The sequence below is a fragment of the Bradyrhizobium sp. 1(2017) genome (assembly GCF_011602485.2).
GTDB lineage: Bacteria > Pseudomonadota > Alphaproteobacteria > Rhizobiales > Xanthobacteraceae > Bradyrhizobium.
In genome coordinates this window covers 443069-461416 of record NZ_CP050022.2, presented here as the reverse complement: position 1 = coordinate 461416, position 18348 = coordinate 443069, and the positions used below count along the sequence as shown (strand labels likewise).

Here is an 18348-nt window from a genome sequence, read left to right as displayed (position 1 = left end):
CGGGCGAGACCAACGTCTCCAATTCGATGTTGTTCAGCCGCCGAGGCGCGGCGCGCACCTCAATCTCGCGATCGAGGAGGAGGACGCTTCAGACTCAGAAGCTCCGTCACGTCATGCCGATCGACTGCAGATGAGATAGCAACTTTCAGCCATTTTCCGTCGGGATATGCTCGGGCTTCATCGTAGAGCTTGACCAGCTCAGTGCGCCACCCGTAGCGTCGCGCCTCAAATTTCTCTCGCTCTGCCGTCCCCAGGACCACCTCGACTGAGAATAGCCTGTATTCCGGCAGGAGCGTGCAGAAAGCCCTGGACTTCTTATAACGCAGTGACCAGCCGCGCTTCTTGCCACGAAACAGCCACTCCGGCTCGAAGACACCGGGGTAGTGTGCCTCGATCCATTTCCGCAACTCAGCCCAATGCCCGAATGCTTTTGGCCCGATCCAGTCACGGAGAGTGCTGTCATCGGGTGATCTTGATTTGTCTGTGATCCTGTCGCCAATCTTGGGGGACTGCTCCATACCGCTTTCCTTTACGCCGCAACTCTATCCGGTTTCGACGGACTTTATGGTCCGCATCATCCGCCGTTCAGCACCGAATGAGTCCAAATAGGCCGAAGAGCCCGTCCTCATCTTGCCAAAGCTCGGCGACCTTCCATCCGCCGGATCTGGCAAGCTGCTCGAAACTCTCCGCGGTATATTTTCGAGAACTCTCGGTATGGACGGTTTCGGACGTTATGAAATTGAACGTTCGCCCACAGAGGGTTGCGCTCTGATCGCACAAACTCACCAGATGCATCTCCACCGCTTTCTCAATCTCGTTCCAGCGCGCCGCATGCTTGAACTTCTCCAGGCGGAAGTTGCCGCCCAGTTCGACGTTGATCCGCTTGAGTAGGTTGAGGTTGAAAGCGGCGGTCACGCCCGCGCCGTCGTCGTATGCGCGCAGAAGCGTATCCAGGTTTTTCTCGAGATCGACACCGATGATGGCACGCCCGTCGTCGCCGAGGTGCCGGCTCATCTGCATGAGCAAGGTTTTCCCCTCGCTCGCGCTCAAATTTCCCATCGTCGAGCCAGGAAAGAATCCCGTCCGGCCGCCACCAGAGCCAATAAACGGAAGCTCAAATGTGTCCAGGAAATTGCGCTCGATCGGGCGGACGCAGAGCGATGGGAAGCGCGAAGCGATCCTGCTGGACGTTTCTGCAAGGAAGGCACCGGCGACATCGATCGGCACATAGCCTCGCGGGACACGCAGGCCCGCGAGCAACAGCTCCGTTTTAACGCCGGCTCCCGCCCCGTACTCGACGAGAATCGTGCCAGGCTCCACAAAGTCGGCGATGTCACGCCGCCGCTCTCGCAGGATCGACGTTTCAGCTCGCGTCAGATAATACTCATCCTGCCTTGTTATCTCTTCGAAAAGTTCAGAGCCACGCTCGTCGTACAGCCAACGGCTCGGCAGCGTCTTCACATCGGCGGATAAGCCGACGACGACGTCTCGGGCAAATGCATTTTCGACAACGTCGTTGTCAATTCCGTGAAGCATATTCTCCGCTTTCAGTGACAGAGCGGATACCGGCCGAGGACAACTGTCCGCCGATATCATGACCGTGGTTTCGTGCCAGGCTCAGTGAACGTGTTATTTGACGGGTATCGTCAGCGGGCTGTCGTTGGTGTCGAGGATGAAGACCGCGAGCAGCTTTGCCGGCTTTGTCCTGCTCGCGTTGCGGCTGATTGAATGGATCGCGCCCGGCGGTTCAGACCACCCCTCGCCCGCCCGATAGATGCGCTTCTCACCGTCATTCACCTTCGATTCGATTGCGCCCGAGATGACGTACGCGTAGATGAAAGCCGACTTCGCATGGGTATGGGGCGGCGATGCCGCGCCCGGCGCGTAATCGACCTCGAGGGCGACCAGCGACTTGCCAGGAACATTGGGAATGGCCGCCTCGAGTTTCTTTGCGACGGTCTCCGCTTCGTGATCATGGGCACGGATGGGGCCGGCGATCGCGAATGCGACGCAGGTGGCAGCGACAATGGTCCGGATCTTCATGGGCTTTCTCCTTTGGTACTCGTTCTTTCCCATCGACCTTGCGGGCCGGCTGATTGCCGGCACCGAACGGGTCAGTCGCGAGGAACGAAGTCGACGTGCGGCCCCGGCTCGATGATGAACACCGCGAGCGCGGCGAGAACGCAGGTGACCGCAGCGGCAACCATGGCCATGTGGAATCCCGAGAACAGCTGAGGACCGCCTTGCTGCAGCACTCCGCCGAGCAGCGCGATGGCGAAGAGCGACCCCACGCGTGAGACCGCGCTGTTGACGCCGGACACGGTTCCGACTCGATCGGGCTCGACGGAGGTGAGGACGAGGGTCGTTAACGGCGCGATCGCCAGGCTCATGCCTAGCGCCAGCAACAGGATGCTGGGGAAGATATCCGGCCAATAGGTCGCATTCGGACCGATACGGAGCGCCATGATGCAGCTCAAGGCGACGACGGCGCTGCCGGCGAACAATGGCATGCGTCGGCCGAACCTGCGGCAGAGCATACCGGCGAGCGGCGAGACGACCGTAATCAGCACTTGCAAGGGAATGAAGGCCAGGCCCGCCATCAGCGTTGACAGGTGCGCGCCCTGGATCATCACGAACGGAATCAACGTTAGCAGGACTGTGAACGGACCGTAGAGGAGCGCGGTGTACAGGTTTGCGCCGGCAACCGAACGCGAAGCGAACAGCGACGGAGGCAGCATTGCGTTGTTGCCTAATCGGCGTTGCGTCACGACAAGACCGACCAAGCCGCCCAGACCGGCGATCAGAGTGACGAGCACACAAAGGGTTGGACCGGAACCGTTCGTCAGGCTGGTCAACCCCGCGCCCAACGAGCCGAGCCCCAGTGTCGAAAGAATCGCGCCATTGACGTCGATCCGGACCTGGCTGTTCGGGGAGTCCTTGGGTATCCACGCGATGCCGAGTGCCAGCGCGCTCGCGACGATGGGCAGGAGCATCAGAAAGCTCGTCCGCCAGGATCCGTGATCAATGATCGCGCCCGCGATCGCGGGGACGACGCCACTCGCAACTGCTGCGGCGGCTGACCAGATGCCGATTGCACGGGCTTTCTCGTCGGCGGGAAAGGCCCGCCCAAGCACGGAAAGCCCATTGGGCACGATCAATGCTTCGCCCAGGCCTTGCAAGAAGCGGCCACCAATGAGCGGCGCAAGATCCTGCGCGAAACTAATCGTGGTCGTGCCAAAGCCGTAAAAGGCGATCCCCCCAAGGAACATCCGCTTTTGCCCAAACCGATCGCCCAGCGCGCCAGCGACCAACGTCATTGCCGCCAGCGGCAAGAGCTCGGCGTTCAATACCCACTGCAGTCCAAGCGGCGACAGGCGCATATCCCGGCCAATCGCCGCGAGCGCGACCGCGACGACGGCGCCGTTGACGAACACGAGGCAGCCGCCGAGGCTCGACGCGGCGAGGACCTTGGTGCCCCCTCGCGCGCCGGCGGCCTTGGGCTCGGCGAGCGCCAGGCCGCGATCAGTCAAGATCAGGGACGCGCCGCTCACGACCTGACCGTCATCTCGGTGCGTGGGCTTAGCGGCGCGCGGGGTTCATTGCCTGGCCCCCCGAAGCCGAAACACCGTGTCCGTTCGCGAACCACCTCTCGCAACATCAATTCAACCTCGGGAACGCGTCGAAGGCGACGATCCGTACTTCGCAAGATCCACGCGGAATCGTTCTCTGCCCCGCATCCTCACGGGCGAACGCGGACGATTGACTTCCCCTTGCGTCGCTCGGGCCGATTGAACGCGGCGATGGCGTCGTCAAGGGTCGAAACGGTTCCAATGTTCGTCCGGAGCCGGCCGTCCCGCACCCGCTGGACGATCTCACTCAATTGCGCACGATCGGACTCGACAACGAAATCGATCGACAAGCCATCGATGGGCCGCGCCTCGGTCGGCCCCGCGATGGTCACTAGCGTTCCTCCAGCTCGAATCAGGCCTGCGGACCGCTTCGCGATATCGCCGCCAAAGATATCGAAAGCCAGATCGACGCCACGGACGTCTTGCAAGGTATCGTTCTCGAGGTCGACGAACTCATTCGCACCGAAGTCGAGCACCGCCTGACGGTCGGCAGCACGTCCGGTGCCGATGACGTAGGCTCCGGCCTCGCGTGCGAGCTGGGTCACCATCGACCCGATTACACCAGCGGCGCCATGCGCGAGGACGCTCTGCCCTGCCTGAAGGTGGCCGTGCACGAACAGCCCCTGCCACGCAGTCAGACCCGGCATCGGCAGGCTCGCGCCTACCGTGAAGTCGACGTCGCCCGGCAGCGGCGCAAGGTTGCGCGCCTCGACCGCCACATGCTCCGCCAAGGTGCCGTCGCGATACCAGTCGGTGAGACCGAACACCCGCTGTCCGACCGAGAGCCCTGTCGTGCCATAACCGAGAGCGGTGACGATCCCGGCCAGTTCGTGCCCGGGGATCGACGGTGTTCGGTCGCGATCGAGGCGATCGGTCCATGTCGGAGGCCAGGTTAACTCGTCCCACGTGAAGCCCGAGGCATGAACTTCAACCACGACGTCGTTTAGAGCCGGCCGCGGTTCCGGTCGCTCCACGAGCTTCATCCCGGCTGTTCCCGCGGTCTGGTCCGTTACAGCGATTGCCTTCATGTGAGTTGCCTCCTCAGTTTTTCGCTCCCTCGCCGGGTATGTTCCAACGATAAAAGCCCGTTCGACATTGCTTGCCAGCGACGACAGACAGCTTCCGAAGAAGAAGATGGAACAGCGCCTTCACGAGTTCATTTGTCGAGCACTCGACGAAATCTGCGAGCGGTGTTTATTGATCGCAACGCGGAGCACCAATTTCCAATAGCCGGCGCGCATAGTTTCCATTGCAGCGGGGAATGGCGCCGCGATGGCCCTGTCGGCCGTCTTAATCGAGGCAATCCGCGCGAGCCGCGATCGCATGCCCTCAGCAAGACAATATCGATCGTTTATCGATTTCATGGCGAGAGATGATTTTCCTCGATGGAGTCCGACCGCCACAGTGAGACGGCCGCTGGAAACGCCTTAATCCGAAATGGGATCGCGAATGACCAACCCTGCAAACAAGAGACGGCGAGCTTGTCGCAGCGAGACGCGGTCTTTTGTGGAGGGGTGCAGCCGTGGCATTATCGATGCGGAACCCTGCCCGCGCCAGTTCGGACGGGAAGCGTCGCCTCGCTGCCGGCGAATGGTCCTCGCGGCCTGTGTTCTCGCGTCCTCGATGGCTTTCATCGATGCGACAGCGCTGCCGGTTGCGTTACCGAGATTACGCGCCGATTTGGGAGCGGACCTCGCCTCGATTCAATGGGTTCTCAACGGGTATATGCTGGCGCTCGCCTCGTTGACATTGATCGGCGGCGCGCTCGCGGATGTCTATGGCAAGGCCCGCATGCTCGCGCTCGGTTGCGTCCTGTTCGGCCTGGCGTCCGTCGCTTGCGCGCTGGCGCCTTCGTCCGCCTGGCTGATCGCTGCCCGCGTCGGGCAAGGAGCGTCCGCAGCGATCGTCGCCCCCGCCAGTCTCGCTCTGATCGGCGCCACCTATCCGCGCGTAGAGCGAAACCGGGCAATCGGCGTATGGGCCGCGGCATCTGCCCTCACCACAGCCGGAGGTCCTGTCCTGGGCGGCTGGCTGACCGAGACCTTTGGCTGGTCATCAGTGTTCTGGATCAACCCGCCACTCGCGTTCGTATCAGTCGGACTCCTGCTGGTCTTCGCGCCGAGAGATGGCCGTATCCACCGCAGGTTCGATCTTCTCGGCGCCGCGATCCTCGCTTCGGCGATCGGGGCGCTCACCTGGGCGCTCAGTCAGATCGGCTCCGCTGAAGCTCAAGCGGCCTCGGGCATTCCAGCCCGGTCGGGAACCGTGCTCATGACCGTCGCTGGACTTGGGATTGTCGGGCTCGCCGTCTACGCGTTCTGGGAGCGCAGAAGCGAACATCCGATGACCCCACCTCGCCTGGCGGACAATCGCGTCTTCCTCGGACTGAACGTCGTCACTCTGTTGGTTTATGCAGGGATTTCGATCATGTTCTTTCTGCTACCTTTTGACCTCGTCGATCGCCGCGCTCTGTCGCCGACAGTTGCCGGGCTGGCATTCCTGCCCTTCACGCTCGGCGTGGGACTGTTGTCGAATGTCTTCGGCAGGTTGGCGGACAGGATCGGCACGCAAGCTATGCTCATCATGGGACCGATCGGCGCGGCGCTCGCTTATGTCTGGATGGCGCTCGGCCGGGAAGAGCCCCTGATGCTCGGCGTGATCGGACCCATGGCCCTGCTGGGCCTGTCCTTCGCTGTGCTGGTGGCACCGCTCACTGCGTCGGTCATGTCGAGTGTGGACCAGGCCGACGAGGGGCTCGCCTCCGGCATCAACAATGCGGCGAGCAGGATTGCACAGCTTGCCGGGGCCGCATTGGCCGCCGGCATCGCGCCTTTCGCGTCCGGGCACGAGGTCGGCCTCGCAGTAGCCGCTGCGACGTCAACCTGCGGCGCCCTTGCAGCGGCGATGACCTTGACACGGACCGCGGAGAAAGCGGGCGGCTCGGTAGAAACCTAGAAAGCATTGAATTCAGCCGGTCCGCTAATTCCCAAGCTTGTCAGTCATCCAAGACTTTCACGGAAGCGGCCGCGCGCGGACGTTACCGGAATCGGCGAGCGCTGCTGGTAGCGACTCCCATCAGAGCGAAAGCCATTCCGGCGACCAAACAAGAGACCGCGCCGTGGTCTCCGCCCAAGCCAAAGATCAGCGAGACCAACGCGGAACCAAGTGACCACCCGATGTAGCGGGCTGCGGCATTCATCCCACTTGCAGCCCCACTGCGCCCTAAGGGTCCAGCCGTCATCATCGCCGTGTTGTTCGGGGTCTGAAACAGACCAAAGCCAATACCGCAAAGTGCCAGTCGCCAAGCGACATCCCACCTTTCCGGAGCTGTCGGCAGGAAGACCATCAGGAGCAAACCAATCGCCAACAACGCCAAACCGACACTGCAGATCCCTGAGGCTGGGTAGCGGATTGCCAAGCGGCCGGCGATTGGAGCCGTGACGGCGGTCATCAACGGCCAGGGCGTAACAAGAAAGCCTGTTTGCACGGCCGAAAGATGCATGCTCGTCTCAAACAAGAACGGCAAGGAGACGTAAGCCAAGATTTGCGCTGCATAGGAGCAGACGGATGTCCACACGGACAGAGTAAACAGAGGTATACGAAAAAGATCGAATGGCAACATCGGCGCAGAGTGCTGGAGCTGCTGTCGAACGAAGAGGCCAAGGAAGAAAAGACCCGCCACGATCTCTCCCGTCGCAATGCGCCCATCGCCGGTACCAAGCGTTCCGACGCCAACGACGAAGAGCCCGAACGCCAGCGCGTTGAGAGCGATCCCGGTCAGATCGAGAGAACTCGCAGACCGAACATCTGGTGGTGCAGCGGCGATAAACAGAGGTACAGCAAGTCCGAACGGCACATTCACCAGAAACAGCCAGGGCCACTTTGCTACGGCAAGTATTGCCGCCGCGATGGTGGGGCCCAATGCGCCAGGTATCGCCACTGCCAGCGCGACCAACGCAAAGCCCTTGCTGACCAAGTGATGGGGATAAACCACGCGGACAAATGCCATACCGGCCACGGAGATTCCAGCGGCTCCGGCCCCCTGAATCAAGCGCGCGCTCACCAGCATCGGCAATGTTGGGGCGAAAGCGCAACCGAACGACGCGAGGACAAAAATGGCCAAGCCTGTGGCATAAACGCGTTTTAGACCGAGTGAGCCGACCAGACTTGCAATGGGCAGCAAGCAGATCGTCGCCGAAAGCTGATATGCGTTTACGACCCAAACGGCCGCGGCGTCGCTACTCGCGAATGAACGCGCGATGTTTGGCAAGGCGATGTTCACGATCGCGCTTCCAAGAGAACTTAGACCAAGTCCAATCAAGATGCAGATCATGACCCAGCGGCGCCGAGCCGCCGTCAAACATTCGCCGTGCACCGCGCCCGCCCCTTACGAGTAGTCGCCGCCGCTCTGTTGACTGAGGTTTCCGAGGTAGTCGCGCTTCCCGATCCTCGCTCCCAGGCGCCGAAGGATCGCGTGCGCAATCGAGATATGGAAAAAGAAGTCGGGCAGGACCAGATGCCGGATGTAGTCTTCACCGCCGAACCACCCACGCACGATAGGCGGCGTCAACTCGTATGTATGGGACTGCGCGCCGGCAATCTCGTCCGGCTGAACACTTTGCAGGAAACCGCGCGTCTCGAGAATCCGTTCCTTTAATGCCGGGTACGTCATGGAGATGTTGCGAGGTGCTGGCGCGTCGTGCTGCATCAGCTTCGCCATGTGCGCGTCGACCTTGTTGCAGCCGACGGAAAACTGTTCTCCGAAGGTCAGCATATCGGGTACGAGCCGCTCGCCAAGAATCCTCCTCGGCTCGAACCCTCTGGTTCTCTCGAGCGCTTCGGCGTGGTCGAGATAGTCGTCCATCACATTCAGCCCGTGGACCATCACAGGCACCGTGATCTCGTAGACCGAAAAGGACACGTCAAACCCATGCGCTCGTTTGTACTATGAACATGCGGGCATCGGCTCGGCGAGCTGCGGCAAGAGAACAGCAGCCCACGCGAACAGCCGCCTAACGCCGCAGGACAGGATACCCGTCCACGTATATCCAGTCCGTGGCTTGGGCAGGCACGTGGCACCCCTGGCAATCGGATTGATAGTCCGTCGAGGTGGTTTTGAGCGGCTTGTCCGCATCGAACCATGACCATCCCCACCCGTCGCCCCACAATGGGTTGCCGGGGTGCGTTCCCTTGCTGTCTCTCACCATGACGAACCAGCCCTTGGGCTTGTCGGCGCGGCTTACCGTGCCGGTGGTCATCTCGTTCGTCGAGGTCGCGAAGACCTCTTTCACCAGAACGGCACCATCCGGGAAGTGCCCCGTCTTCCGGTAGGCGTCGATCGCCCCCGGAGAGGCATAGACAGTGTGCATTTCCTTCGAGCCCTGGCCGTTGTCGGCGGCAATCGCCCAGGTGCCAAGCGCCTGGTAGAGGGTTCGATAGTCCGCGGGCACCCGCAGGTGCCCGCTACCGTCGACCACGTTTGCCGTCGGACTGGCCGGAGCCATTCCGCTCTGCGCGAGCGCTGCTACGGCACCGGCGACCAGCGAGACGGCGACCGCCATGCCGACGGTCCTCGATAATTTCATGGGGATCTCCTTTTCTGGTCCGGCGTAACGGCTGCAATCCGTGTTTCGATCGCTGTGGAGCCGACCAAGGTGGGCCTAGCCAATCTCCAAGATCGGACGCGGCCGTCGAAATTGGAAATTCCCTTTCGACATGTATTCGATAGGCGGCAGATATCGCCGTAAAAGAGCGCTTGAAACCGACTGTCGCGTTCCATCTTCAACCGCCCTCACCGGGACTTTGAAGCGACTTGGCGCAGCGAAGCCAGGATTTGCGCCGGCTCCTCGCGTATCGTGAAATCCGGCTCGACGAATGCGCTGCGGATACGGCCGTCCGCGTCGATCACGTAAGTCGCAGGAATGGGTAACATCCACTCAGGTGACCCGTGCCGGTCGCCGAAATCGAACCCGAGCCCGGAATAGTGCGCCTTGGTCTCGTCGGGCACCCGGAACAGCACGCCATACGACATGGCAACGCCGTAATCGACGTCGGAAAGTACCTTCAACTCCAGGCCCAGGTCCTGCTTGAGCTGCCGCGGAAAATCCCTGGTCTCGGGTGTCACGACTGCGAGGGTCGCGCCGACGTTCTCGAACTCATCTTTTGCAGCCTGGAGGGCGCGGAGCTCAGACGTGCAGAACGGACACCAGCCGCCTCGAAAGAAGCTCAGGACGAGCGGTCCGTTCCGGCGCAATTGTTCGGAGGAGTGGAGACGACCGTCAGCGTCCGGCAGGAGGAAGTTCGGCGCGTCGTCTCCGACCTTGAGCGCGTGCGATGCTACGTCGGAGTCTCGGAGCCAGCGCACGAGGTGATTGTATGATTCCCAGTCTGCGGCGCTGAATGTCGTCAATAGCTCGGTGCGAGTCCGGGCAAGTGTCTTGTCGGTCTGATCTAGCATCGGTGGAGAGTCTTCAGGTTGAAGATGATTGGGCGGACGCGGGCGTCTGGCGGCGTGCGCGTCGCGGTCATGCGGGAGCCCTCGACACCGCCAGGACCGCTTTCTGCGGTGCACGACGATCGGGGGCATCGATCGACCAGTCACGAAGCCGCGCTACCTTGACGAATGCGTCCAATGCCGGCGAGTAGCGGCGCCCTTGCACGGCCAGAAGGCGCACTTCCCGCGAGACCAGGTCGCCTTCGAGCGGGATGGTCTTGAGCGTCGGAAGGCGTGGCATGTGCTCGGGCGCGAGTATCACGCCAAAGCCGGCTGCGGCCATGTGCTGCAGGTGCAAGTCATGACCGCTGCAGTGACCGAGTTGGGGCGGCTTCTCGGGAAAATACGATTGCTGGATCTTAGGGGCGACGTCGCAGTCGGCTCGTTCCAGCAAGATGGTTTCGCGAAGGTCGTCGATGCCGATCGAGGAACGATTTGCGAGATGGTGTGTCGGCGAGAGAACCGCGACATAACGCTCTTCGAACAGCGACCAGTCGTCGATGCGGGCGGGCACGTCCTGCAAGTCGCCGACCATTGCGACATTGATCTCTCCCTCGAGCAAGAGGTCGACGAGCTTCTTCGCCGCACCCTCGCGCAGCTCGACGTGAAGTCCAGGCACGAATCTCGCGATCTCCGCAATCGGATCGAGGACGAGCGACGCCGAGATGGATGGGGCGAGGCCGATCTTCAGCGGCGCGACGTCCTTGCGCCGGAATTCCTGGGCTCGGCGGCGGACCGCACCTGCCGAAGCCAGCGTGCGCTCCAGCAGCGGGAGGACTTCCTTTCCAAGATCAGTGAGCTGGGTAAGCTGACGTTCGCGGTAGATCAACTGACCGCCGAGTTCCTGCTCGAGCTTCTGCACCCCCTTGGTCAAGGCCGGCTGTGTAACATTGCACTGCTCGGCCGCACGGGTGAAGTTGAGTGTGGAGGCGACGGCGAGAAAGTAGCGAACCTGATGAAGCTCCATGGGTTGATATGTTCTCCGTCAAGATGCGGTTGTCGATGCTGACAAACCGCTGCAATCGGCGGCGGGTAGGCACGTCGCGATCATGGGGCGTAGATGCAACTTGTGTGCATGGGTTGAAACGGCCCGGCCCATTGATTTGGACGCACGGACACGCTTTCAGGAATTTCTGAGAGCCGGGGTCGCGCATGCGAGGTCTGTAAAGCGCCGGACGGACGCCAGCGCCTCACGCAGCCGCCGCAAGACATGACCGTCAGCGCCAAGATGGCTTACGCATAAAAAGTGGAGCACGCCTCAGCGACGGTACGTCGACCGCCAATACGCCAGCCTCGCACGAAGCCCGGCCAAGCGCTCGGCTGGGTCGTGGTGCAGGCCCAGGGCTCGCGGCAGCACGGCCCTTCCTGACGGAGCGGCATCAGGGATGGAGGGTCTCCCCACCCCTGGCATCTGCGAAGTATTGAGGCGCCTCGCGACGGTCGTATTTCCCGTAGTCGCGCACGATCCGCACGCTCCGTACCCTTGTCTTTTCATTCGGCGCCAGAGCGTCCTCATAGGCCTGAGCTGCGGCGGCGTCCTTCCAGGACATGAGCAGGATCAACTCGCCAGGCGTGAGCACCGCATCGAAGATGTCCCAGGACGTGAAGTCGGCGGCCCACGGGTTCAGGCCGAGCCACTCGGCGCAGTCGTACGGGTTGTTGGTCTGTTCCCAGTCGGCAGGGCGCGTCGCGTTGATCAGCGTGACCGTCGTCCCCTCCCCGACTTCGGTCAAGTCGAGCCTCTGCTCCGTCAGGACGCAGCCCGCGGGCAGCTGGTTATCGGCAGTGATCTGACCGACGCGGAGATGGTAGTCTGCGAGTATTTCGGCGCGTCCCTGCTTCTGGACCTCGTGGTGGCGCATGTGGACGCGCCAGCGGACGAGCGATTTCTCGTCCCGCCAGTTCGACAGCGAAAGAATCCAGCCCTCGCGGGTCAGGCTCCTGTAGCGGATGTTATCGACGAAGCCTTCGACCCGCTCCAGCTCGGGGCGCAGCACGTTAGCGTAGTCAAGGTAGGTGTCCCGGTGATCCTTATTTAGGAGAGCTTCGAAAATCACAGAAAACATGATCGTACCCACTCCTAGAGTAATGCGCCGCATTCACGGAAGCGACCTGGTTCACCGGATGGGAAGCCCTTGTGGGCACGTTCCGCTTTTGCGTGTATCCGGCCTCTTTGTCATACTGCGTGTAGTCACTATTGCGGGGAGGTTCGAAAGAAGGCGTGCACGTGGTTGGAGCCGTAACAAGGCTGCTGCGGACCGCCGCGTCGTCGACACGCGGGAGAAGGAGACGAACCAGCGTGCCAGTACCCCGCTCGCTCTCGATACTGACCGCCCCTCCCTGTTCTTCAGCGAAACGTCGAACCTGGGGGAGTCCGATGCCGCTGCCGCCTCCGGCCATCTTCGTTGTGAAGTACGGAAGGAACGCCTGCGACATGATTTCCTCGGGCATGCCCTCCCCCTCGTCGGCGACGACAATCTCGACGAATCGCCGGTCCGCGTCGGCGGACAGCTCGACATTCCGCGCCGAGACAGTGATCGTGCCGCCGGCCGGCATAGCATCGTCAGCGTTTCGGCAGAGGTTCAATAGCGCAAAGTACAGCCCTTCCGGGTCGGCATTAAACGTCCATAGATCAGGGGCAATCTCTATGCAGATGGTGATGTCCGGACGCAGCGCCCAGTGAAGGGTACCCGTGATGGCTGCGAGGCGATCGCCTGCGACCAAGCCGTCGATCGGGTTGCGGCACGGGCACGCAGTATCGAGAAGCTGGCGACTGAGCGACATGCCTCGCGCAATCGCCTCCTGCATTGTGCCAACGATCGCCTCACGATACGCGACGTCACTCTGACGCTCGAGCAGTCGCAAGCCACCGCCGATCACGGCAAAGAGGTTGTTAATGTCGTGGACGACGAACTGCGCCACGCCGCCGGTCGATCTCTCTGCCTCTGCGCCGCGAGCGAAAGGCACGCCGCGCGTGCCGGAACATGGGGCGGTCCGAAACAAGATCCCGGAGACCTCGCCATCGCTCCCAACGAGCGGAATCTCTACGTACCTGGACGGGATGATACTTGCGCCACGATCGCCGGCATTCCGCCCACGCGTACCAGGCAGGCGCGACAGCCCAAGTGCGACACCGGCGCTATCCGCAAGCACGACTACATCCTGTGGCAGAAGGCTCTCGACCTCATGGGGAAAGAAAATGTCGGATGAAGACTTGTTCTGCATGTGGGAAACTCCTGGCCCGCAGTCGCTCAACGGGGCGGTCGATGACGGCTTGAAGATTGGGTCCGGCGCCGCAAGATGGAAAATCACCTCTTGCCATGGAGTCGATAGCTGACCGTTATCAGCACACGGCGGACTCTATTCGACCTACGCGGCGCCGATCATCATGACGAGCCGGAACAAGCAGCAAGATATCGATCGCGAGGCCGCAAAGAGCGATGACCGGGCCGACCTAGGCGAAGCTCAATTTGCTGCATGAGACATTCGAACAACTGTGTGGGAGCGAGAACCTGAAGCCTACGGAGACCATCAGAATACTGACCGACTTCCTGGCGCAGTCGACGTTGAGCGCACGCGCGTCCGGGCGGGAAAGCGAACGGCCATCATAACACGCAGCTATTAACTTCATGGCGTGACGTCATTTCCCATTCGCCGCTCGAAATTCGATGTTCACCTGGTACCGGGCTCACCCGGCGTATCATCAGGAGGCTACAAATGTCGGTGCAAAAGCCGGTTCTCACGGCGCCGCGCGGCGGCGAGACGGTGACCTCGAGCGGAGGCTCGAGCGTTGAAATGAAGGTGGAGAGCAGCCAGTCCGGCGGCGAATACGGCACTGTGCTTTGGACGGTGCGTGCCGGGGAGGAGCCGCCCCTACACACCCACACACGAGAAGACGAGTTGCTCTATGTCGTGCAGGGCAATTTGATCGCGCGAGTTGGCGATTCCCGTGTCGAGGTGGGGCCAGGCGCCTACGCAGCCCTTCCCCGCGGAGTGCCGCATACGATCGAGGTGGTCGGCGATCAGGCGACCTTGCTCCTCAGCTTCGTTCCGGGTGGTCTGGAGCGCTTCCTTGTCCCGCGGAAAGGCGAGAAGCCCGACCCGGCGGCCTTCGGACTGACGTTCCCTTAGGAGCGGCGACCGTGGCGCGGTGCGTGGCTGTTCTTGACGTCCCACGACTAGCCGAGACACGTTGAGACGACGTCGGGCAAGCGCCACGGAAGATTGCGCCGATCGTCCCAACATCACAAAGGGTGCACGCGCCTCCAATACCGCGACGCGTGCCCAGACATCCGGCCCGAAGCGTCCATTGCCCTCGAAAGAACTCAGGCGAAGGTGAGACTCCCCGCGAGCGCCTCGCGTGCTTTCAGAGGGAAGCGCCGCGCTTGCGCCGCCCCGCGAAGCGTCTTTCAGTCGGCCCAATAACGGTCGGCTATCAACTCCATAGCTAGAGGTGATTTTTCTTTCGACCGCCCAAGATTCAATCTTCGGCCACTCGCTGCTCGGCAGCGCAAGCACTTCCGAGCGCATCGACTTCTCGACCGCAAAGAGCGCCGTGTTCGCCGCGTCGTTTCCTTTCGGCGGTCGTCGGATTGCCGTGCTCCGGGGAGTTTCGTGCCGGGAGCTTGAGAGGCGAAGCAGAACGCCGGATGCAAGTGTCATGGGCCCGTTGTGTCAATGCGGGATCGTGAACGGGAGGTCTTTCGATGATTCTACCGACCGGTGCGACAGTCGCTGTCGCTGACGGCGAGACGATCCGACTGTTCCACAATACCGGGGTGAAACCCGGGGTGCACTTGGTTGAGATTACGGCGACTCCGCCTGCGCCGGTCCACGCGAACTCTCTTGCGCGGCATCGTACAGGCTCCGCCAGCCCCGACGGGAAGCAGTTCGAAAACGACTTCGCGGCAGCAATCGCCGCGTTCCTGAACAAGCTCAGCCTGGACGGGACCATAGAACACCTGGTCGTCGTCTCGGACCCCAGGACCTTGGGGGAACTGCGCAAGCACTTCAACCACGACTTGAGAGGCAAGATCGTAGGTGAGTTTGCGAAGGACTTCAGCCGGCGTTCGCTTGAGGACATCGCCTCACTGATCGCCGATGCATAAGGTGCCTCCGCCGAATGTAGAGCGGACTTGGCCTTCGTGACGGTTACCCGATCTCCGTGCCAATGCGGATGGTCCCGGGAAGAAGACTGCCATCCGGCGGCATTAAAACTATGACGCTGCCGTGGCAGGCTGGGATGGTCCTAGGGGCTACAACCCAAGGGCTACACCAGAGGCTTCTGGCGTGCCGTAAGACCTGATTTTACGGGGCTTTCTCGAAGCCGTTTTATTATGGCGGAGAGGGAGGGATTCGAACCCCCGATAGGCTTGCACCTATGCCGCATTTCGAGTGCGGTGCATTCAACCACTCTGCCACCTCTCCTGAAGGCGCCGTATAGGAGCTGCGGCCCCTGTGGTTGGAGGCGTTAATAGGCGAGGATGGCGGGCCAGACAAGGCGCGAAAGGGGAAAATCCGCTGCCTCTTTCACCCCCAATCCCGCCCTCGAGAGGAACCGCCATGGAGCATCTGACGATCTCGGCCAATGGCGCCGATTTCCATCTGGTCCGCGCCGGACAAGGAAAACCGCTGCTTTTGCTGCATGGTTGGCCCGAATTCTGGCTGACCTGGGAGCCGGTGATGGCGCGGCTGAAGGACCGTTTCACGCTGATCGCGCCCGATCTGCGCGGCTTCGGCGACAGCGACAAGCCGGATGGGCCCTTTGGTCCGGACGGCCATGCCGCCGACATGCTGGCGCTGATGGACCGGCTCGGCATCGACCGATTCGGCGTGGTCGGCCACGACGTCGGCGGTGCCGTGATGCAGCCTCTGGCCCGGCAGGCGCCCGAGCGGCTCGCCGGCCTGTTCTTCTTCGATTTCGTCTATCCCGGGATCGGCGCGCGGATGGCGGCGCCTGATAGGCTCAACCACATCTGGTACCAGTCCTTCCACCAGATGGAGATCGCGCCTGCGCTGGTCGGGGCCAGCCGCGAGAGCTGCCGGATCTACATCGGCCATTTCCTCAAAGGCTGGGCACACCGGAAGAACGCCTTCGACGACGTGCTCGACGCCTTCGCCGACAATTTCTTCAAAGCGGGCAACCTCGCCGGCGGCTTTGCGCATTATCGCGCCTCGCATGCCGGGCGCATCGCGATGATGAAGGGCGAGGCGCCGCGCCAGCCGCCGATCAGCGTGCCGACCTGCGTGCGCTGGGCCGAGCACGATCCGCTGTTTCCCTATGCGTGGACCGATCGGTTGTTGGAGACGTTCAGCGCGCTTGATCTGGCGATGTTTCCGGACGTCGGCCACTTCCCGCATCGGGAAGATCCGGGTCGCGCAGCCGCGGAGATCGCGGCATTCTTTCAGCGCATCGGGTGGAGCTAGCCGCCAAACGCGGCCAAGGCCGTGAACAGAACCGGCAAGGTCCCGAGCACGACCACGACGATGCGAAAGCTGAGATCATTGCCCATGACGGGCATTTTAGACCTGGATCAGCGACCGCCCAGTGCAGTTTGTGTCAGAAGGATCGGAAGAACGATCCGGCCCCCCAAGGGAGGGACAAGGGTGGGACCGCCAGACGCGGTAAACACTGGCGGTCCCGTGCCGCTCATTGAAATACTGGCCGTGAAGGGCGGCTTCGCCGGCCGAGTGGAAGCGACGATTCGACCCTAGCGCGCCGCTGGCGTGCCGCAACGCAATCCGGTCCTTAACCTAACCAGTCAAGGTTACTCGTCGTCGTTCTTCTTGCTGTCCTTGCCCTTTTTCTTCCCGTTCTCCGTGGAATCCCGGTTTTTTCCATTGCCGCCATTACCGCTCTCCTTGCGGCGATTGGTGAAGCGGGCATTGCCAAGGCCGGTGCCGATGGTGAGCACACCCCAGCGGTCGACGTCCTGCATGAACGGCACCTCCGAAAGCCCCTGCACCACGCCGTCATTGTGCATCAGGATCGCGGTGTCGTGCTCGCCGATCACGGGGATGCCCTCGATCAGGCTCGCCGGCAGGTTGAACTTGCTGCTCTCCCAATTGCCGGGGAGGTTCTGCGCGCCCTTCTCGATCGAGCCGTCCGCGTTGATCACGCCGGGACAGGCGATGCCGATGAACGGCGCGAGCTTGAAGCCTTCCTTCTCGGCTTCCGTGATCAGCCCCTTCAGCATCTTGGTGAGCCGCTTCACTGCGCCTTCGCGCGTCGGCTCGTCGTCGGCATGACGCCAGAGCTCGGAGTGCACGACCTTGGCCTTCGACAGGTCTTTCGCCTTTTTCCAGCTGGTTTCCACTAGGCCGCAGCGGATGTTGGTGCCGCCGATGTCGACGGCGAGGATGCTGTCATGCGCCTCGAAGATCCAGGACGGCGCCAGATGCAGCGCGCCGATCAGTCCGGCCTCGTCGGGATGGTGGCGGATCGGCATCAAATCGATCTTGAAATCCTCGGCCTTGAGGATGATCTCGGTGCGCGCAATCGCGAGCTCGCCGAGCCGGGAGTCGCGAAAACCGCCGCCGACCACGATGCGCTCGGTCTTGGCCCAGGCCTTGGTCTTGAGGAAACGCCGGGTGACGTAAGCGAGCTCCTGGGCGAAATCCTCGATCGCGCTGTGCACGACCGCGGAGGCCTCGGTGTCGTCGCCGACCAGGATGGCATCCAGGGTCTTCTTGCTGATGTTTTCCGAGGGCTCCTTGCCGAACGGGTCCTCGCCGGTCTTGCGCAGCGGCTTGCGCCAGCGGTCGAGAATGTCGCGAAAGGCGCCCTTGCTGGCGCGGTCGCCGAGGAAGCCGTCCTCGTCCTTCATCTCGATGTTGAAGCTGTCGATCTCCACCGACGGCAGCCGCTCGGCGCCGTGATGGGCGATGCCCGTCGTCTTGACCAGTTCGTCTGTTGCCATGGGATCCCTTGCCCGCTTACCTGTTCCGGCGGGGACAACGGCGGGGGAACCCGTTTGTTGCAAGACCGGGCGAGATTCAGCTGCACGCCTGCAGCGCGGCCAAATCCTTCAAATCCGGGGCCTTTTTGGGCAGTTTTCCTTGACTTGGCGCGCTCGGCGGCTATAAGTCCCACAGCCGGCGCGGGGCGTTTCTCGCGCCGCTTGTTTTTGCGTGGGTTTTCAAAGGGATAAATCCCGCCCGCACAAAACGCGCATAAACCCGCAACGACTGACAAAAAGCCGGCCCTGACAATCTGTCGCGAGGCCG

17 protein-coding genes and 1 tRNA gene are annotated in these 18348 nt (G+C 62.1%); 4 read left to right on the top strand and 14 right to left on the bottom strand.

All coding sequences use genetic code 11. The annotated features are described in order from the left end of the window. Positions 1-59: 59 nt before the first annotated feature. The 5 genes from HAP40_RS02210 to HAP40_RS02190 all read right to left on the bottom strand — a co-directional run bounded on the left by HAP40_RS02210 (position 60) and on the right by HAP40_RS02190 (position 4657). Positions 60-518 carry a DUF3788 domain-containing protein gene (locus tag HAP40_RS02210; RefSeq protein WP_166811183.1) on the bottom strand — a complete coding sequence of 153 codons (459 nt, stop codon included), beginning with the start codon at positions 516-518 and terminating at the stop codon, positions 60-62. Between the two features lie 67 nt (positions 519-585). Beyond that, a complete protein-coding gene (gene egtD, locus HAP40_RS02205; protein WP_166811185.1) occupies positions 586-1536 on the bottom strand; it encodes an L-histidine N(alpha)-methyltransferase in 951 nt (316 codons plus the stop codon). A gap of 93 nt (positions 1537-1629) precedes the next feature. After that, positions 1630-2043 carry a cupin domain-containing protein gene (locus HAP40_RS02200; RefSeq protein WP_166811187.1) on the bottom strand — a complete coding sequence of 138 codons (414 nt, stop codon included), beginning with the start codon at positions 2041-2043 and terminating at the stop codon, positions 1630-1632. 71 nt (positions 2044-2114) lie between these two features. Further along, positions 2115-3551, bottom strand: a complete 1437-nt coding sequence (locus HAP40_RS02195; RefSeq protein ID WP_166811189.1) for an MFS transporter — start codon at positions 3549-3551, stop codon at positions 2115-2117. A 188-nt stretch (positions 3552-3739) separates the two neighbouring features. Beyond that, entirely contained in the window at positions 3740-4657 is a 918-nt protein-coding gene (locus HAP40_RS02190) for an NADP-dependent oxidoreductase (RefSeq protein ID WP_166811191.1), read from the bottom strand. Between the two features lie 421 nt (positions 4658-5078). On the opposite strand from HAP40_RS02190, the gene HAP40_RS02185 reads away from it, so the two are divergent. After that, positions 5079-6584 (top strand): MFS transporter, encoded by a 1506-nt coding sequence (locus tag HAP40_RS02185; protein ID WP_246741193.1) that lies wholly within the window; start codon positions 5079-5081, stop codon positions 6582-6584. An 82-nt stretch (positions 6585-6666) separates the two neighbouring features. On the opposite strand, the gene HAP40_RS02180 is transcribed toward HAP40_RS02185, so the two are convergent. The 7 genes from HAP40_RS02180 to HAP40_RS02150 form a co-directional block, all read right to left on the bottom strand. Then, positions 6667-7911 carry an MFS transporter gene (locus HAP40_RS02180; RefSeq protein ID WP_246741194.1) on the bottom strand — a complete coding sequence of 415 codons (1245 nt, stop codon included), beginning with the start codon at positions 7909-7911 and terminating at the stop codon, positions 6667-6669. Positions 7912-8016: 105 nt separating this feature from the next. Further along, on the bottom strand, positions 8017-8550 hold the full coding sequence (locus tag HAP40_RS02175) for a DUF1993 domain-containing protein (RefSeq protein ID WP_166811195.1): 534 nt from the start codon (positions 8548-8550) through the stop codon (positions 8017-8019). Positions 8551-8641: 91 nt separating this feature from the next. Then, positions 8642-9190, bottom strand: a complete 549-nt coding sequence (locus tag HAP40_RS02170) for a cytochrome P460 family protein (RefSeq protein ID WP_246741195.1) — start codon at positions 9188-9190, stop codon at positions 8642-8644. A 230-nt stretch (positions 9191-9420) separates the two neighbouring features. Then, positions 9421-10086 (bottom strand): peroxiredoxin-like family protein, encoded by a 666-nt coding sequence (locus tag HAP40_RS02165; RefSeq protein ID WP_246741196.1) that lies wholly within the window; start codon positions 10084-10086, stop codon positions 9421-9423. 67 nt (positions 10087-10153) lie between these two features. Continuing rightward, entirely contained in the window at positions 10154-11089 is a 936-nt protein-coding gene (locus HAP40_RS02160) for a LysR family transcriptional regulator (RefSeq protein ID WP_166811199.1), read from the bottom strand. A gap of 412 nt (positions 11090-11501) precedes the next feature. Beyond that, positions 11502-12188, bottom strand: coding sequence for an antibiotic biosynthesis monooxygenase family protein (locus HAP40_RS02155; protein ID WP_166811201.1), 687 nt, complete (start codon positions 12186-12188; stop codon positions 11502-11504). After that, positions 12154-13347 (bottom strand): ATP-binding protein, encoded by a 1194-nt coding sequence (locus HAP40_RS02150; protein ID WP_246741197.1) that lies wholly within the window; start codon positions 13345-13347, stop codon positions 12154-12156. The genes HAP40_RS02155 and HAP40_RS02150 overlap by 35 nt, the downstream gene beginning before the upstream one ends. Before the next feature lie 492 nt (positions 13348-13839). On the opposite strand from HAP40_RS02150, the gene HAP40_RS02145 reads away from it, so the two are divergent. Together HAP40_RS02145 and HAP40_RS02140 are read left to right on the top strand one after the other, a co-directional pair. Beyond that, positions 13840-14253 (top strand): cupin domain-containing protein, encoded by a 414-nt coding sequence (locus HAP40_RS02145; protein ID WP_166811202.1) that lies wholly within the window; start codon positions 13840-13842, stop codon positions 14251-14253. A 575-nt stretch (positions 14254-14828) separates the two neighbouring features. After that, positions 14829-15230, top strand: coding sequence for a host attachment protein (locus HAP40_RS02140; RefSeq protein WP_166811204.1), 402 nt, complete (start codon positions 14829-14831; stop codon positions 15228-15230). Positions 15231-15459: 229 nt separating this feature from the next. Here the strand turns inward: HAP40_RS02140 and HAP40_RS02135 are convergent. Next, a tRNA-Ser gene (locus HAP40_RS02135) sits at positions 15460-15549 on the bottom strand. 135 nt (positions 15550-15684) lie between these two features. Between HAP40_RS02135 and HAP40_RS02130 the strand changes: the two genes are divergently transcribed. Beyond that, positions 15685-16548, top strand: coding sequence for an alpha/beta fold hydrolase (locus HAP40_RS02130; RefSeq protein WP_166811206.1), 864 nt, complete (start codon positions 15685-15687; stop codon positions 16546-16548). A 341-nt stretch (positions 16549-16889) separates the two neighbouring features. Here the strand turns inward: HAP40_RS02130 and HAP40_RS02125 are convergent, their stop codons facing one another. Continuing rightward, positions 16890-18041, bottom strand: coding sequence for an ROK family protein (locus HAP40_RS02125; protein ID WP_166811208.1), 1152 nt, complete (start codon positions 18039-18041; stop codon positions 16890-16892). Positions 18042-18348: the final 307 nt, after the last annotated feature.

What these genes read in the sequence shown, in the direction of transcription:
- HAP40_RS02165 (WP_246741196.1), bottom strand. Translation starts at nt 10,086, where the DNA reads ATGCTAGATCAGACCGACAAGACACTTGCCCGGACTCGCACCGAGCTA.
- HAP40_RS02150 (WP_246741197.1), bottom strand. Translation starts at nt 13,347, where the DNA reads ATGCAGAACAAGTCTTCATCCGACATTTTCTTTCCCCATGAGGTCGAG.
- HAP40_RS02160 (WP_166811199.1), bottom strand. Translation starts at nt 11,089, where the DNA reads ATGGAGCTTCATCAGGTTCGCTACTTTCTCGCCGTCGCCTCCACACTC.
- HAP40_RS02190 (WP_166811191.1), bottom strand. Translation starts at nt 4,657, where the DNA reads ATGAAGGCAATCGCTGTAACGGACCAGACCGCGGGAACAGCCGGGATG.
- HAP40_RS02185 (WP_246741193.1), top strand. Translation starts at nt 5,079, where the DNA reads ATGACCAACCCTGCAAACAAGAGACGGCGAGCTTGTCGCAGCGAGACG.
- egtD (WP_166811185.1), bottom strand. Translation starts at nt 1,536, where the DNA reads ATGCTTCACGGAATTGACAACGACGTTGTCGAAAATGCATTTGCCCGA.
- HAP40_RS02130 (WP_166811206.1), top strand. Translation starts at nt 15,685, where the DNA reads ATGGAGCATCTGACGATCTCGGCCAATGGCGCCGATTTCCATCTGGTC.
- HAP40_RS02210 (WP_166811183.1), bottom strand. Translation starts at nt 518, where the DNA reads ATGGAGCAGTCCCCCAAGATTGGCGACAGGATCACAGACAAATCAAGA.
- HAP40_RS02125 (WP_166811208.1), bottom strand. Translation starts at nt 18,041, where the DNA reads ATGGCAACAGACGAACTGGTCAAGACGACGGGCATCGCCCATCACGGC.
- HAP40_RS02170 (WP_246741195.1), bottom strand. Translation starts at nt 9,190, where the DNA reads ATGGCGGTCGCCGTCTCGCTGGTCGCCGGTGCCGTAGCAGCGCTCGCG.
- HAP40_RS02155 (WP_166811201.1), bottom strand. Translation starts at nt 12,188, where the DNA reads ATGTTTTCTGTGATTTTCGAAGCTCTCCTAAATAAGGATCACCGGGAC.
- HAP40_RS02200 (WP_166811187.1), bottom strand. Translation starts at nt 2,043, where the DNA reads ATGAAGATCCGGACCATTGTCGCTGCCACCTGCGTCGCATTCGCGATC.
- HAP40_RS02140 (WP_166811204.1), top strand. Translation starts at nt 14,829, where the DNA reads ATGATTCTACCGACCGGTGCGACAGTCGCTGTCGCTGACGGCGAGACG.
- HAP40_RS02145 (WP_166811202.1), top strand. Translation starts at nt 13,840, where the DNA reads ATGTCGGTGCAAAAGCCGGTTCTCACGGCGCCGCGCGGCGGCGAGACG.